This is a genomic window from Streptomyces sp. NPDC005408 (assembly GCF_040606445.1).
Taxonomy (GTDB): domain Bacteria; phylum Actinomycetota; class Actinomycetes; order Streptomycetales; family Streptomycetaceae; genus Streptomyces.
Map to the genome: position 1 here is coordinate 28,078 of NZ_JBEXEX010000019.1, position 15,192 is coordinate 43,269.

Below are 15,192 nucleotides of genomic sequence, written 5' to 3' on the forward strand. Positions count from 1 at the left end.
CGCGGTGCTTGCGAGGGCTGGGGGCTTCCCTCGTGATCCGCAGTTCGAATCACCCGAGTGGGATTCGCTACCCGTTCTGGGGATTGCCTCGCGGCAGCCGGAGCCGCCATGGGCGTCAGCTGCCGACGGCCCGGTCAGGTGGCGCCGGCCCCCCGGTCCGCACCAGTGGCGCACAAGTGATTCCTGCTGCACTTCGCCCGCGCGCCACTTACCAAGCTTCTGGAGGAACCATGGTCACCCGACGCAACGTGCTCGGCGCCGGCCTCGCCACCATCGGCGCGGGGCTCACCGGTGCCGCACTCACCCCACTGATCGCCGCGCACAGCGCCCGGGCGGGCACCTCGGTCCCCCAGGGACAGGCCGGTGCTACGGGCCTGGCGGTGGAGCCGTTCCGGGTCGCCCTGCCCGTGGCGCCGGTGCTCGCGCCCATTTCCACTGCGGGCGGCGTCGACGTGTACGCCGTCACCATGCGGCCCGCCGTGAAGGAGATAGTGCCCGGACTGCCGGTCGAAGTCCTTACCTACAACGGCAGTTTCCCCGGCCCCACCATCAAGGCGCGCTCCGGCCGCCCCGTGGTCGTGCGCCAGCGCAACCAGCTGGACATGCCCACCTCTGTCCATCTGCACGGCGCGTCGGTGCCGCACCGCATGGACGGCGCACCGATGGACACCATCGCCCCCGGAGCCGGACGCACCTACCTCTATCCCAACCGGCAGTCGCACGCCTCGCTCTGGTACCACGACCACGCCCACCACATGGAGTCCGAGCACGTCTACCGAGGCCTGTCCGGCTCCTACCTGCTCACCGACCACACCGAGAGGCGGCTGCCGCTGCCCTCGGGGGCGTACGACATACCGATAGCTATACGCGACGCGAACCTCGACGAGACCGGTCAGCTCGTGTACGTCATGGGCGACAGGAACCGCACGACGCTCCTCGCCAACGGCGTGCCCTACCCGTACGTCGCCGTCGCCGCCCGCAAGTACCGCTTCCGGCTGCTGAACTCGGCCAATACGCGCTCCTTCCGGCTACGGCTCGCAGACGGCGGCCCGATCGTCCAGATCGGCTCCGACGGCGGCCTGTTGCCCCGCCCGTACACGACCGACTCCATCTACCTCTCGGCCGGTGAACGCGCCGATGTCGTCGTCGACTTCTCGCGCTACCCCGTCGGCACGCAGCTGGTGCTTCAGAACACCACCGGCTCGGGACCGGTCGAACAGATCGGCCAGGTGCTGCGGTTCGACGTCACCCGCACCGCCGACGACCCCAGCATCGTGCCGCCGGTGCTGCGCACCCTGCGCCCGCTTCCCGAGGCCACCGCCGAGCGCAGTGTCGAACTGCGCATGGACGAGGGCGGCACCACGCCGCCCAAGGCGTACATCGACGGCAAGACCTACGACCCCGACCGCGTCGACTCCCTGGTGCGCCACGGCGCCAGCGAGATCTGGACCGTCACCAACCCCAACAAGGTGATACCGCACAACTTCCATATGCACCTGGTGCAGTTCAGGGTGCTGGAGCGGAACGGGAAGGAGCCGGACTTCGGCGAGACGGGACTGAAGGACACCGTGATGCTCATGCCGGGCGAAACCGTCAAGCTCCAGGCGACGTTCGACACCTACCGCGGGGAATACGTCTATCACTGCCACATGCTGGACCATTCGGCGATGGGCATGATGGCGACCATGAAGATCGCTTAGGGGAGTGGCCAGGATGGAGGCAACAGCCGGAAAACCGGTCGCCGTCGACGAGGCGGCGCGCCTGCGCAGTGTCCGTGTCGTGCTGCTCCCACTCATGATCGCGATGCTGCTGTCGATGCTGGACACCATGATCGTGGGCACCGCGATGCCGACGATCGTCGGTGAACTCGGCGGGCTGGAGCATCTGTCCTGGGTGGTTACCGCCTATACGCTCGCCACCGCGGCCTCGACCCCGATCTGGGGGAAGCTCGGCGACATGTACGGCCGCAAGGGCACGTTCGTCACCGCGATCGTGATCTTCCTGATCGGCTCGGCGCTGAGCGGTATGGCCCAGGACATGGGCCAGTTGATCGGCTTCCGCGCCGTCCAGGGCCTGGGTGCAGGCGGGTTGATGGTCGGCGTCATGGCCATCATGGGCGAGCTGATTCCGCCACGGGAACGCGGCAAGTACCAGGGCATGATCACCAGCGTGATGGCGCTGGCCATGATCGGCGGACCGCTGGTCGGCGGCACCATCACCGACCACTTCGGCTGGCGCTGGTCGTTCTACATCAATCTGCCGCTCGGCGCGATCGCCCTCGCCGTGATCAGTGCGGTCCTGCAGCTGCCGCCCAAGAAGCGCTCATGCGCCACCATCGACTACCCCGGCGCCGCGCTGCTGACCGTGGGCATCACCTCGATCGTGCTCGTGACCAGCTGGGGCGGTACGGAGTACGCCTGGGACTCGGCCACCATCACCGGGCTCATCGCGATCGGTGCCGCTGCGCTCGCCGCGTTCCTGTACGTCGAGACGAAGGCAGCCGAACCGGTCGTGCCGATGCACATCTTCCGCGTCCGCAACTTCACGCTGATGTCGGTGACCGGCTTCCTGACCGGCTTTGTGATGTTCGGCGCGGTGCTCTTCCTGCCGCTGTTCCAGCAGTCGGTCCAGGGCGCTTCGGCGACCAACTCCGGTCTGCTGCTCTTGCCGATGCTGGTGTCGATGATGGTCGTGTCCCTGTTCGCGGGCCGGGCGACCAGCAGCAGTGGAAGGTACAAGATCTTCCCCATCGCGGGCGGCGCGCTGATGGTCGTCGGGCTCTTTCTGCTGGCGCAGATGGACACCGGGACCTCGCGCCTGACCGCCGGCCTCTCCATGGCGGTGCTCGGCGCGGGCATGGGCTTCCTGATGCAGATCGTCATGCTGATCGCGCAGAACAGTGTCGGGATGGCGGACATGGGCGTCGCGTCCTCCTCGATCACGCTGTTCCGTACGCTCGGCAGCTCCTTCGGCGTCGCGATCATGGGCGCGATCTTCAATCACCGGGTCCAGGACGTGATGGGCGAGCGGGTCGGGGACACAGCCGCGCTGCACGGCGCCCAGTTGGACGCGGCAAGTCTGGCGAAGCTGGACGCCTCCACGCGCGAGGCGTACCAGTACGCGGTCTCCTCCGGCACCCACTCGGCCTTCCTGCTCGGCTCCGCGGTCGCCGTCATCGCTTTCCTCGCGGCGCTGTGCATCAAGGAGGTCCCGCTCAGGGGTGCGGGCGGAGGCGCGACGCCCGGGCGCACGCGTACGACCGCGTCAACGGTCTGATCCGGCCGACTGTCTGATCCGGGTTCCGAGTGCCGGGTGCCGTCAGCGTGAAGGCGGCACCCGGCAGGCTGCGGGGTCAGCGCTTGAGGGAACCCGGGCGGCGCAGGCACAGCGCGGCCAGCAGGGCGGCCGCGGCGAAGGCGGAGCCGGTCAGGAAGGCCGACGACATCCCCTCGCTGTGCGTCGAGACGGTGACCAGCATCGCCAGACCCAGCGAACCGCCCACACTCTGCAGGGAGTTGAGGACACCGGCTGCTGCGCCCGCCTCGCCGGGGCGCAGCCCGGAGGTCGCCAGCACCGTGGGCGGCAGGACACAGAACGCCATCCCCGCGCCGAGCATCACCAGCGCAGGCAGGACGGCATCCAAGTAGCGGCTCGTCGAGGACAGCTGGGTCAGCCACAGGTTTCCGCTGAGCAGCAGCGCGGCCCCGATCGCCATCACCTGCTTCGCGCCGATGCGCTCGGTCAGCCGCGCCGCGAAAACGGCCATCACCGCCATGGTGACCGGCAGGGTGACCAGCGCGGCGGCCGCGGTGAGAGGACCCCAGCCACTCTCCTTCTGGAAGAACTGGTTGAGGAAGAAGTACGTGCCGATCAGCGCGCCCGGAACGGCGAGCGTGCCCAGATAGGCACAGACGCGGTCGCGGTCCGCGAACAGCCTTAATACGACGATGGGTTGCTCGGCGTGCCGCTCGACGCCCACGAAGACGACGAGCAGCGCCACGCCCGCCACGATGCAGCCCACAACCACCGGGTCGCTCCACGACCGCTCGGCGGCCTGGGCGAGTCCGTAGACGAGCGAGGCGGCCCCCAAAGCAGACACCAGCGCTCCCGCGACGTCGAAGCGGCCCCGGCTGCGGGCCGTCTCCTCGATGACGAACGGTGCGAGCAGCAAAATCGCCAGTCCCAGCGGCACATTGAGGAACAGGACCCAGCGCCAGCTGCTCAGCGAGGTCAGTGCCCCCGCCAGAAGCAGGCCCCCGGCCGTGCTGACCGCTCCCACCGCCGTGCATACGGCGATGGCGCGCCGCCGCGGCGCTCCTTCCGCGAACATGCTGAGCACCAGGGCCAGTCCGCTGGGCGCGGCCAGCGCGGCACCGACCCCCTGTACGGCGCGGATGCCGACGAGGAATTCCGCGGAAGGGGCGAGGCCGCGCAGCATCGCTGCGGCGGTGAACAGCCCGACCCCGGCGAGGAACACCTTGCGACGCCCGAGAAGGTCACCGGCCCGGCCGCCGAGCAGCAGAAGGCCACCGAAGGCCAGCAGATAGGTGTTGAGGATCCAGGCCGCGCCGACGGCCGAGAGGCCCAGCCCGTCGCGCATGCCGGGCAGCGCGATGTTCACGATCGGGTCGTCGAGCTGGATCATCGCGTTGCAGCCGGCGATGACCGCCAGCGCGACACCAGGGCGCGCGGTGCGCGCCGGGCGTACGGCCGCGGCTGCCCGCGGCAATGGTTGAGCCGACACTTGCGCTGACATGCGCAGCCTCCAGACGAGAACGGGGCGGTGGACGATGCCTCGACACCTTGACCTGAGGTGCTTGAGGGTCCGTCGAACCCTGATCGGCCGCCGGGAGAATCAAGCGGATCTCGAGGGAAACTCACCCGCCGCGTCAGAGCCTGCTGGTGCGTGACCAACACATTGCGCACGTCCGTCCCACACACACGATGGAGACCAACATGCTCATCACCCGCACCCGCACTGCCACGATGACGGCCTTCGGGGCCGCGGTGGCCGCGAGCTTACTGATCGCCGGGCCCGCATCCGCCGACCCGGCGCTGTCCGTCACGCCCAGCACCGGCCTGTCCGACGGACAGAGCGTGACCGTCACCGGCTCCGGCTTCACCGCCGGTACGGACGTCAGCATCACCGAGTGCAGCTCACCGACTCTCTGCTCGGCCACCACCGTGACCGCCACGGTCGGCGCCGACGGCACATTCTCGGCGCCGTACGCCGTGAGCAAGACCTTCGAGGGCCACGACTGGTCCAGCGGTACCACCGTCACGGTGGACTGCGCCGCGACCCAGTGTCTGGTCTCGGCCTGGGAGCAGGGCGCGGGGACGCGCACCCAGACCATCTCGTTCAGCTGACCGCAGGTGCAACACTGTAGTGCCCGGCGGGCTGTGTCCGTCCTCCTGCGCAGCGGGGACGGACACAGCCCGGAGCCGTATCTATGCGCCCTCGCGGATGGCCGTGATGGCCTTCGCGATACGCCGCTGCCGCGTCTCAGGGGTCTTCGCACCCTCGATGGCCAGCACATGGCGGCGCCGGTGGGTGTACGCGAGCCGGTCGTACGCGGCACGGAGCTGCGGATCCGCGTCCAGCGCCTCGGCGAAGTCCGGTGGCTCGACCACCACTCGCGGCTCGGTGTCCAGCTGGAGGTCGACCTCCACCTCGTCACCCTCGGCGATCTTGCTCGCGGCCCGGTTCGCCGCGCTGATCCCGACGATGAACCGCCCGCCCATGGCAGCGACGCGACTGCGCCACGTATGCCCATTGATCGTGATGACGACGGCAGGACGCTTACCCGCGCCCAGCGCGTCGACGACATCCGCCGGGACTTCGACCCCGGTGGCGTTGCCGGCCGGTTCGACCGTGGCTCTGAACCCCATGTCCGCACTCCCCTCAGGCAGTGCGGATGCTGTCATGCCCGGGGACGTGTCTCAACCAGCCCGGTCCGCGGCGCCGTTTGTGTCGCGACGGCTCAAGCCTGCAGCCGACTGGCGGATGCAATGAATGCATATTCATGACGCCAGACACTTGATGTCGATAGTATTCGCGTATGCCGATGTCGTTGAGGGAGACGCTGCAGTTGACGGTGGCGGCGCTGATGCACGCCACGGGCGACTCGCAGAGCGAGCTGGCGGAAGCGCTCGGCCTGACGCAGACGCAGGTGTCGCGCCGTCAGGCGGGGCGTACAGCATGGACGCTGGACGACTGCGACAGCCTGGCGGCGCACTTCGGCGTCCCCGTTCTGGACCTGCTGGCCGGTCCCACCCGGGCCTGCGAGCTGCTGCCTCCCACCCGGCGCCGCGCCGCGCGCGGGACGGCTCGGGCCCCGCGGCCGAGGGACGCGTCCGCGGGACGGGGTGGCGGTCCGCGGATCGGCAGGCCGTCGTTCTCGCACGAGGAGGCGGGACGATGACCGACTTCGAGTCCATCGACGCGCTGCTGGCATCGGCCCGGCAGGAGGTGCCGCTGCCGCCCGCCGAGGAACGGCGCGCCCTGCGGGAGGCGCTGAGCCTGTCGCGTACCCAGGTCGCCGGAGCGCTGGGGGTGAGCCCGTCGACGATCGGCGGCTGGGAGGCGGGGCGCGACCCGAGCGGCGAAGTCCGGGAGAAGTACGCCTACTTCCTGCAGGGCGCGCAGGCCAAGCTGGATGCCCGCACCGAAGAGGAGGAAGAGACCGCCACGGCCGAGGCCCCGCCGGACGTGCCGGATACGGCCGAATCCGGCACGGGCGAAGCGGAGCCCGACGACGTCGACACCCTCGCATCCCCGCAGCCCTGCGTTCTGTGCGGCAAGCCCGCTCACCACCAGGTCGCCGGGTTCCCGCAGCACCTGGACCCCGCCGACTGCGCGGCCGCCGGCTCGCCCGCACCCGTGCCCGCACCCGCACCCGTGCCCGCGCCCGCGCCCGTGTCCGCGCCCAGGAACGAGCAGTCCGTGAAGGTGGTGCCCGTCGGGCGCCGGGTTCAGACGGCGCCGTCGGACACTCCGGACGTGATCGGCCAGGCAGTCGCCCAGGCGCTGGAGAAGCACGGCGGTGACGTCGATGCCGCGACCGCCGCCTTGATCAAGCGCGCGATCCCGGACGCGATGATCCTGCTCGACGAGACCCGCAAGGGCGCGCGGTACGACATCATCGCCCACCCGTGGATCCCCGACATCCTGCGCAAGAAGACCTCGAAGGGCGCCGACGAGATCTGGGAGGCCCGCCCGAAGTGGACGCGGCCCGAACTCCCGCCAGGGCGGCACGAGATCACGGCCCTGGACATCAACGGCGCCTATCTGTCCGCGCTGAAGACGCATTTGCCGATCGGGCAGCTGGAGCACTCCACCGGCTCCGAACACGACCGGCGCCGCGCGGGCGTCCATCTGATCACCCCGCCGGACTGGGAGCACGAGGACGTGCTGCCCAACCCGATCGGCAACCGGGACGAGCCCGGACCGCTCTGGGTCACCGAGCCGACCCTGCGCCTGCTGCTGCGCCTCTCAAGCCCCAGGTACGGGCTCTGCGAGGAGCCCGAGATCCACGAGTCGTACACCTCCGGCGCCACGGAGAATCTCCTGGAGAAGTTCCGCATCGCGCTCAAGGACGCCCGCGACACGGCCATCGCCGAAGGGGACGAGGTGATCCTGGAGTACGTGAAGGCGATGTACTCCAAGTTCGTGTCCACGATGGGGGAGTCGAACTACAACCGGGAGCTGTACCGCCCGGACTGGATGCACCTCATCCGCTCGCAGGCCTTCGCCAACCTCTGGATGAAGGCGTTCAAGGCCCACGACGAAGGCCTCACGGTCGTACGGGCCATGGGCACCGACGAACTCCACGTCATCGGCGACTGGCACAGTGTCTTCCCCGAAGGCCGCGGCGTTACCGAGGTCAAGGTCAAGGACATCTACAGCATCGGCACTACGATCGACCCGGCGGCCGCCTGCGACGACAGTGACGAGACGTACGAGACAGGGGAGGAATAGCACATGCCCGAGCGCACCATTGAGTTCGGTAAGTTCGGCGCTCGCGGCATCAAAGGCAGTGAAGCCGTGGCGCGTCAGCTCGACGCCCTCGCAGGCTTCATCGCCACCCCTGTCACCCAGAAGCGCGGCCTCATGGCCCGCCTCCACTATCTGACCAGGACCGAGCACGCCCGCGCGACCGCCCGGGATGCCGGTCTCACCGTCACCGACCGCACCCTGAAGGCCTGGCTGGACGGCAGACGCAACCCGTCGCGCAAGAACCTTGAGCGGATCGACGCCGCCTACCGCACCGTGCGACGGCACAACGTGGCCCGCTATCTGACCGGCCGGCTCAACGCGCGCGGACGAGGGACCCGGGTCGAGATCCACCCGCTCAACCAGTCCCAGGTGAGCCGTCCCCATCAGCGAGTAGTGGAGTACCGCACGCTCAATGTCCGCCGCTGGGACCACATCGTCGACGCGTGGGCGCGCGGCGACGAACAGGGCCTGGACGCCGCCTGGATCGACCAGATCGAAGACCTCGGCTCGCAGTGGGGCCAGTACGAGTACGTCACCAACGTCGGCTTCGCCGCGTAGTGGCGGCTGCGAGCCTCTGAGGATGGCCATGCCATCTTTCGGATCGTACTGCGGCGGTCCTTGCTCATCGCCCTGTGAGCGGCAGAATCAGTGCGTCATGACCCATACATGCCGTGAAGCGGAGGAAGCATATGGGAAGGATCATCGTCACTGAATTCGTCTCGCTCGATGGTGTCATCGAGGCGCCCGGCGGGGGCGAGGGCTTCAAGTACGACGGCTGGAGCTTCGAGATCGACCGCGGAGAGGGAGACCAGTTCAAGCTCGACGAGACGCGGGACACGGCCGCGCTGCTGCTCGGACGGACCACTTACGAGGGATTCGCCGCCGCCTGGCCTTCCCGCGAGGGCGAGTTCGCGGACAAGTTCAACAACATGCCCAAGTATGTGATCTCCAAGACACTCGACAAGGCCGAGTGGACCAACTCCACGGTGCTCAGCGGCGATGTGGCCGAGGAGGTGGCGAACCTCAAGCGGACGCAGGACGGGAACATCGTTGTCCACGGCAGCGCGCGGCTGGTGCAGGCGCTCCTCGAGCACGATCTGGTCGACGAGCTGCGTCTGATGGTCTTCCCCGTCATCCTCGGGACAGGGAAGCGCCTCTTCGGAGCCACGACCGACAAGAAGCGGCTGCGCCTGGCGGAGTCCAGGGTGGTCGGCGACGGCGTCAGCATCCTCACCTTCGAGCGGGTGCAGTAGGCGGGGAACCTGCCCGCCTGGCCGTGGTTCCGTCCCGTCGTTCGGTCCCGTGGTGCGGGCGCGAGGTCACGGTACGCCGCCGCGGCACTTCACTTGCAGAACGCGTCGTTGAAGAGCTTCGCTGTCGCGGCGCCTGCTGAGCCCGGCCACGGTGTAGTTGGTGTTGGAGTACGCCGCGCTGGTGCCGGGAGCGAAGGCCGGTTTGAGCGCGGTGCCCAGGGCGACGAGCTGCTGTGGCGTGGTGACGTGCGCGACGTCGCCTGCCAGGTAGGGCGCCAGATACTTCGGGTTGTCCTCGTAGTTGGGAATGCCGCTGGAGTGGTTCAGCAGCTCGCGAATGGTGATCTGCGCGCCATTGGGAACGGGGTGCCGCCCGGCTCCTGCTTTCAGCCGTCTGTATGGGGTGGATCGGCGTATGCTCCGGCGCGGGCGGCGTGGTAGGCGGCTTCGGCACTGGTGTGCACGAGGCGGGCGTCGATGGGGCCGCGGATGACGAGGAGCCGGTAGTAGAAGGGCGCGCTCAGTGCGGCGATGACCGCGGTGGCGTCGGTGTCCGGTGAGAGTTCGCCGCGTTCGATCGCACGGTGCACGAGCTGAGTGACGTGCTGCGTACGGGCCGCGAAGGCGCCACCGACGATGTCGCCGAGGCGTGGGTCGCGCGCGGCGGCCGCCACGATTCCTTCGATGAGGTTGCGGTTGCGCCTGCTTGCGTGGAAGTCCGCGATCACCTGGGCCAGGCCGTGCAGATCCTGACGGAAGTCGCCCGTGTCGGGGGTGGGGATGGTCGTGCTGTGCTGGGCGAGCAGGTCGCCGATGACGCCTTCGACCGTCCGCCAGCGCCGTCGGATGGTCGAGACATGAACCCCGGACCGCTCCGCGAGCTTCTCGAGGCTGAGCGCGCCGAACCCACCGACGTCGAGCTCTTCGAATGCAGCGGCCAGAACGGCCGTGCGGGTGCGGGCTGTTCGCCCGCCGGGGCGGGCTTCGCCGTGTGGCTGTCGCTCTGTCATGGCCCCGTGTTGCGTCGTGGGTGACTGTCCCACTAGTGTCGCACCAGCTTAACGCGCGCAAACGCGCATTAAGCTGAACGGGGGAGCAACGCCGGCGCCTCACAAGGCGCCGGCGTCACGCCGCGCCCCGGGGCTTCACGCGCGCGGGCGCTCAGTGAGCCACAACACAAGCGGCACGGGGCATGCAACTGCCCCGCGCAAGGACTGTGTGGGGCGTTCGGGGAAACCGTGCCGGCATCACCAACGGGAGGACCTCGAATGAAGCCACTCAAGGCCGCGGGAGCGGCTGCCGCCACAGTCGCCTTCACCTTCGCGATGTCGCCGCAGGCATCAGCCGCGGACTACAGCATGCATTCGCTGGGAGACGTGTCGATGCCGTGGGAGGACTACGGCGGCTTGGCCTACTTCACCAAGAACGGCGACATAGTGAAGGTGTGCGACGGGGACGCGGACGGCCGTGCGGCGACGCTCAAGGTCGAGAGCACCCGTACCGCCGAGGGATACAGGATCAGGGCCGGTGGCGACGGGGTGTGCACGACTGCGCGCCAGCATGGGCGGCAAGTACGACCTCAAAGAGGGGGACACCTACGAGTTCCTGCTCTGCCTGAACGACGGCACTGACGGCTACTGCAACCGGCAGTACTGGAAGAACAACGGCTGACGCCACCTGAAGGCCGCGAGGCCGCGACCGGGTCTCCCATCCGAGCCTCAGAGAGTGTTGATGAGGCCGCCGTCGATCGTGAAGTCGGCGCCCGTGATGTTGGACGCCCGGTCGCCGGCCAGCCATACGACCAGGTCCGCGACCTCATCCGGCCGTGTGAACCGGCCGGTCACCGAATCGCTCGCCGCCTGTTCGGCCACCGCGGCCGGATTGATGCCGTGGGCTTGGGCGACGGTGGCTGCGACGCCGTCGTCACCGAGCCACAGAGCGGTGCTCACCGGCCCCGGGCTGACTGTGTTGACCCGGATTCCTCGCGGGCCGACTTCCTTCGAGAGCGCCTTCGAGAAATTCGCCAGGGCGGCCTTGGCCGCGCTGTAGTCGATGACCAGGGGATCCGGAAGCGCGGCGTTGACCGAGTTGACGGTCACGACAGCGCCCGAGCCGCGCTCGATGAGGTGGGGCAGGGCGGCGCGCGTGGTGCGAACCGCGGCGAGGAAGTTGATCGTCAGGGTGGAGATCCAGTCGTCGTCGGTGACAGACAGGAAGCCGCCGGTACGCGGACGGACCGCGCCGACGTTGTTGACGAGGATGTCCAGTCCGCCGGACCCGGCGGCCTCAACCAGCATCGCGGGGCCGTCCGGCGTGGCCAAGTCCACCTGCACCGGCCGGACCCGCCCGCCCTCGGCGAGCTGTGACAGCTCGTCAGTGAGGCTGCGCGCCCCGGCGATGACCGTGACGCCCTCGTCGGCCAGGGCACGTGTGACGGCCAGTCCGATCCCTCGGCTCGCGCCGGTCACGATCGCGACCTTGTCGGCCAGGTGCAGGTCCATGGTGGATTCCTTCCTGTCTGCTTCGGTCCGTTCATGTTGCGTTACGGGCACGTGGCGTACGGTGCGCGACGCGGCCATGGTCCTTGTGATCCGGCAGCAACCAGCTCCTTACTGCCGGGAAACCACGCGGGCCCTGCCGGTTCGTATCGTCGTCGGATGTGAAGCGCAACCGACGACGACTTCTGCCAGCACTGCCCGTCCTGCCCGGCTGGGGCACGATTCGCGGCCGAGTGGCCATCGTGCTCGCCGTCCCCACCTGTCTGCTCCTGGTCGTGACCGGCCTCGGCGTAGCCGACCGGGCATCCGGCTGGTCCGCGGCCCGCGAGACCGCGAGCCGTGTCGAACTCGTCCTCAAGGCCCAGGGCCTCGTGCGCGAGCTGCAGCGTGAACGCGGCCTCACCAATGGGCTGCTGGGCGGCGCCGCGGAATACCGCGACGACGTCGAAGCTCAGCGCGTACGCACCGACACCGCCCGCACCGGATTCGAGCTCCTCCTCGGGGAGGACGGCCCGGAAGTGGACACCGGCGGCGACTTACGGGACGCCCTGGGCCCGGTCTCGGCCGTGGCAGCCGTGCGCCGCCAGGTTGACGGCCGCACTGCCCAGCGCTCCCCGACTCTGGCCGCGTACACCAAGGCGATCGACGGCCTGATCGGTGCCTCGGCGGCAGAACCGGCTCGTGGCGACCGCGCCCTCGCCGACGGGATGGGCGCCCTGCAGGCCCTCAGCCGCGCCACCGAAGCGATCGCCCTTGAGCGCGGGTTCCTCAACGGGGTATTCGCGGCACGGCGTTTCAAGAAGGACGAGTTCCTCGACTTCACCGAAGTACGGGCGGACCGGCAGGCCTTCCTGCGCCAGTACGCCGAACTCGCCACCCCTGCCCAGCAGTCCGCGCTCGACGCCGCCTTCGCCACCGGCGACGCCCGGCGCGCCACCGGCTACGAGAAGCAGGCAGAGGCCGGAGCCGACGGCCGCCGGCTCGCCGTGGACCCCGGCAGCTGGTGGACGTCGATGACCGCGCTCGTCGACCGACTCCATGACGTTCAGCGGCAGATCGGCGCCGAGGTACGGGCTCGCGCGGACCGGATCGGGGACGGCGCCACCGGCCAGCTGGGCGGATTCATCGGCCTCGGTGTGCTGATCCTCGCGGTCGCCACCGCACTCGCCGTGCTCTCGGCCCGTTCGATCACCCGGCCGCTGGTCGCACTCGCCGATGAGGCCGACCTGGTCGCCCGTGCCGGGCTGCCTGCCGCTGTCGCCCGCATCCAGAAGGCGGAAGCGGGCGACGAACTCGCCGTCGAGTCGTCCCGCCGAGTCCCTGACAGCGCCCGCGAGTTCACCCGGCTCGCCTCCGCCCTGCACAATGTCGAACACACCGCGATCGGTCTTGCGACCGAGCAGGCTGTGCTGCGGCGCAACAGCTCCGAGTCGCTCGCCAGCCTCGGCCGCCGCAACCAGGCGCTGCTCGCCCGCCAGCTCGGCCTGATCACCGCCCTGGAGAGCCAGGAGATCGACCCGGACGCACTGGGTGACCTGTTCGAACTCGACCACCTGGCCACCCGTATGCGCCGCAATGCCGAGTCGCTGCTCGTGCTCGCGGGGGAGGAACTGCCGCCGCGCACCTGGTCGGGCCTGGTGAAGGCGGCCGAGGTGGTCCAGTCGGCGATCGCCGAGGTCGAGCAGTACCAGCGCGTCGCCGTGGTCGACGTACAGGAGGGGCGGATCCGCGGCCGGGCCGTCGCCGAGCTCTCCCATCTGCTCGCCGAACTCATCGAGAACGCCCTGATCTTCTCGCCTCCATCCCGCCCGGTCGAGATCTACGGCTGGCGCGACGGCGGCGAGTACTGCCTCGCGGTCGTCGATCGCGGCTCCGGCATGAGTGCCGAGGAACTGGCCCGCTCCAACGCCCGACTCGCGGGCCGGGAGTCCTTCCTGGTCGCCCCTACCCGCTACCTCGGCCACTACGTCGTCGGGACGCTCGCGGCCCGGCTCGGCGCCCAGGTCGAACTGCGCCCCACCCAGGGCGGCCAGGGCGGTGCCTGCGGAGTCACGGCGTACGTGGCCCTGCCGACCGCGCTCGTCGATGTGCCTCAGACGCAGTCGGCGACGGCCGGCTGAGCCCGATCCGCAACTGCATCCAGCAGGAGAGCCGGTCGTCCGGGTCGTCCAGGTCGAGTCCGAACAGCTCCCGCGTGCGGCGCAGTCGGTACTTGAGAGTGTTCTGGTGCACGGTGAGGCGTCTCGCCGCTTCACCGACATTGCCGACTGCGTCCAGCCAGGCTGCCACCGATGCGGCGTAGTGCGTGTGATGGGTGCGGTCGTGTTCGAGCATCGCCTCGACGCCCGGGTGGCGCAGCCGTGGCCGGCGGGCGAGTTCGTCCGCCAGGTGCGCGATGAGCACGCGGGCATGGACGTCGGCCAGGGCGGCGACCTGGGGCGCGTCGGCGTCGCCGGTGGTCACGCGCAGCACGTCATCCACCTCTGAGCGCAGCTCGGGCAGTTCGTTGAGGCCTGTTGCGCGTCGGCTGACGGCGGCGCGCAGGGGTTCCGAGCGAGGGCGGGCGATCGCGGCGAGCGCCTGCGCGGTCAGCCGCCGTGCCGATTCCAGGTCGTCGCCGGGCAGCAGCGTGTAGACGGCGCGCGGGCCGGTGGCGACCGCGGCCGCGGGGCGTACGGCCGCCCAGTGCCGGCCGAGTCCGGCGCAGATACGGGTCAGCAGCGCACCCGCTTCCGCGGAGGCGCCGACCGGGGCGAAGCCGAGCAAGGTCACGTGCGTGCTCGCGGGCAGGCCGAGTTGGTAGGCCGTTTCCTGCGCGGGGGCGGTGCCGTCCAGGCAGGCGCGCAGTGCCCGGTCGCGGGCGTGCAACTCCAAGGCGGCAGCGCCGCGGCGGCGCAGCATGTGCAGGGCCGCGGTCCCGGCGCCGTCCAGCAGGGCCCGTTCCCCGGCCTCGTCGAGGGGAGTGTGGTCGGTGATCGCCCAGATCGTGCCGAGCGGGAGGTCTCCCGCGCGGACGGCGACGGCGGCGCGCGGCAGCTCGCCCTCGGCAAGACCCGGCAGCGGTACGACACCGGGGTCGGCCAGCACCTGCCGGTACTGGCGTTGCTGTCGTTCGGCCTGCGGTCCCGGCTGATCGGGGACGTGCCGGCCGAGGATGCCCTGGCGGCGAAGCTCGTCGATGCGCTGGCCGGGCAGTGTCGAGTAGGCGAGCACCCGGGTGTCCAGGTCCTCGATGGCCACCGAACCGCCGATGACCGCGGCGATGGCATCGGCGAGAGCGAAGAGCTCCTCGCCGGTCCCGTCGCCGCCGTCCCGGCTTGGCGTATCCGACCAATTCATGGCGGGATTCTAGGCGCACTCGCCAAGGCGGGGGGTGGTGGGCGGGCTCGACCATGGGGCGATCGGTCCCCACCCCGGGGCCGCCGCACCGCACACCCGGAGGAAG

The 15,192-nt window shown here is 69.8% G+C and carries 15 protein-coding genes; 9 read left to right on the forward strand and 6 right to left on the reverse strand.

Annotated features, from left to right (window positions below; translation table 11 throughout):
• Positions 1-230: 230 nt before the first annotated feature.
• A complete protein-coding gene (locus ABZS64_RS19500) occupies positions 231-1,700 on the forward strand; it encodes a multicopper oxidase domain-containing protein (protein WP_355830768.1) in 1,470 nt (489 codons plus the stop codon).
• A 13-nt stretch (positions 1,701-1,713) separates the two neighbouring features.
• Positions 1,714-3,276 carry an MDR family MFS transporter gene (locus tag ABZS64_RS19505; RefSeq protein WP_355830771.1) on the forward strand — a complete coding sequence of 521 codons (1,563 nt, stop codon included), beginning with the start codon at positions 1,714-1,716 and terminating at the stop codon, positions 3,274-3,276.
• A gap of 76 nt (positions 3,277-3,352) precedes the next feature.
• Here the strand turns inward: ABZS64_RS19505 and ABZS64_RS19510 are convergent, their stop codons facing one another.
• Positions 3,353-4,756 (reverse strand): MFS transporter, encoded by a 1,404-nt coding sequence (locus tag ABZS64_RS19510; RefSeq protein WP_355830774.1) that lies wholly within the window; start codon positions 4,754-4,756, stop codon positions 3,353-3,355.
• 200 nt (positions 4,757-4,956) lie between these two features.
• On the opposite strand from ABZS64_RS19510, the gene ABZS64_RS19515 reads away from it, so the two are divergent.
• A complete protein-coding gene (locus tag ABZS64_RS19515) occupies positions 4,957-5,367 on the forward strand; it encodes an enediyne antibiotic chromoprotein (RefSeq protein ID WP_355830776.1) in 411 nt (136 codons plus the stop codon).
• 81 nt (positions 5,368-5,448) lie between these two features.
• Here the strand turns inward: ABZS64_RS19515 and ABZS64_RS19520 are convergent, their stop codons facing one another.
• A complete protein-coding gene (locus ABZS64_RS19520; protein ID WP_355830779.1) occupies positions 5,449-5,889 on the reverse strand; it encodes a YdeI/OmpD-associated family protein in 441 nt (146 codons plus the stop codon).
• 170 nt (positions 5,890-6,059) lie between these two features.
• Here ABZS64_RS19520 and ABZS64_RS19525 point away from each other — a divergent pair, with 170 nt between their 5' ends.
• The 4 genes from ABZS64_RS19525 to ABZS64_RS19540 all read left to right on the forward strand — a co-directional run bounded on the left by ABZS64_RS19525 (position 6,060) and on the right by ABZS64_RS19540 (position 9,249).
• Complete coding sequence (locus tag ABZS64_RS19525; RefSeq protein ID WP_355830782.1) at positions 6,060-6,422, forward strand: helix-turn-helix transcriptional regulator; 363 nt, start codon at positions 6,060-6,062, stop codon at positions 6,420-6,422.
• Positions 6,419-7,978, forward strand: coding sequence for a helix-turn-helix transcriptional regulator (locus ABZS64_RS19530; RefSeq protein ID WP_355830784.1), 1,560 nt, complete (start codon positions 6,419-6,421; stop codon positions 7,976-7,978). Before ABZS64_RS19525 ends, ABZS64_RS19530 begins: the two co-directional genes overlap by 4 nt.
• Before the next feature lie 3 nt (positions 7,979-7,981).
• Positions 7,982-8,554 carry a transcriptional regulator gene (locus ABZS64_RS19535; RefSeq protein ID WP_355830786.1) on the forward strand — a complete coding sequence of 191 codons (573 nt, stop codon included), beginning with the start codon at positions 7,982-7,984 and terminating at the stop codon, positions 8,552-8,554.
• A 131-nt stretch (positions 8,555-8,685) separates the two neighbouring features.
• Positions 8,686-9,249 (forward strand): dihydrofolate reductase family protein, encoded by a 564-nt coding sequence (locus ABZS64_RS19540; RefSeq protein WP_355830789.1) that lies wholly within the window; start codon positions 8,686-8,688, stop codon positions 9,247-9,249.
• A 66-nt stretch (positions 9,250-9,315) separates the two neighbouring features.
• Here the strand turns inward: ABZS64_RS19540 and ABZS64_RS19545 are convergent, their stop codons facing one another.
• Together ABZS64_RS19545 and ABZS64_RS19550 are read right to left on the reverse strand one after the other, a co-directional pair.
• The gene (locus ABZS64_RS19545; protein ID WP_355831009.1) at positions 9,316-9,666 is read right to left on the reverse strand and encodes a serine hydrolase domain-containing protein; all 351 of its coding nucleotides are present in this window, start codon (positions 9,664-9,666) and stop codon (positions 9,316-9,318) included.
• Positions 9,636-10,259, reverse strand: a complete 624-nt coding sequence (locus tag ABZS64_RS19550) for a TetR/AcrR family transcriptional regulator C-terminal ligand-binding domain-containing protein (protein WP_355830791.1) — start codon at positions 10,257-10,259, stop codon at positions 9,636-9,638. The genes ABZS64_RS19545 and ABZS64_RS19550 overlap by 31 nt, the downstream gene beginning before the upstream one ends.
• Before the next feature lie 517 nt (positions 10,260-10,776).
• Between ABZS64_RS19550 and ABZS64_RS19555 the strand changes: the two genes are divergently transcribed.
• Positions 10,777-10,920, forward strand: coding sequence for a hypothetical protein (locus ABZS64_RS19555; protein WP_355830794.1), 144 nt, complete (start codon positions 10,777-10,779; stop codon positions 10,918-10,920).
• 47 nt (positions 10,921-10,967) lie between these two features.
• Here the strand turns inward: ABZS64_RS19555 and ABZS64_RS19560 are convergent, their stop codons facing one another.
• Positions 10,968-11,750 carry an oxidoreductase gene (locus tag ABZS64_RS19560; protein WP_355830796.1) on the reverse strand — a complete coding sequence of 261 codons (783 nt, stop codon included), beginning with the start codon at positions 11,748-11,750 and terminating at the stop codon, positions 10,968-10,970.
• 158 nt (positions 11,751-11,908) lie between these two features.
• Here ABZS64_RS19560 and ABZS64_RS19565 point away from each other — a divergent pair, with 158 nt between their 5' ends.
• Positions 11,909-13,867 (forward strand): nitrate- and nitrite sensing domain-containing protein, encoded by a 1,959-nt coding sequence (locus tag ABZS64_RS19565; RefSeq protein ID WP_355830799.1) that lies wholly within the window; start codon positions 11,909-11,911, stop codon positions 13,865-13,867.
• Here the strand turns inward: ABZS64_RS19565 and ABZS64_RS19570 are convergent.
• Entirely contained in the window at positions 13,797-15,086 is a 1,290-nt protein-coding gene (locus ABZS64_RS19570; RefSeq protein WP_355830802.1) for a helix-turn-helix domain-containing protein, read from the reverse strand. The two genes, ABZS64_RS19565 and ABZS64_RS19570, sit on opposite strands and share 71 nt — an antisense overlap.
• Positions 15,087-15,192 lie beyond the last annotated feature (106 nt).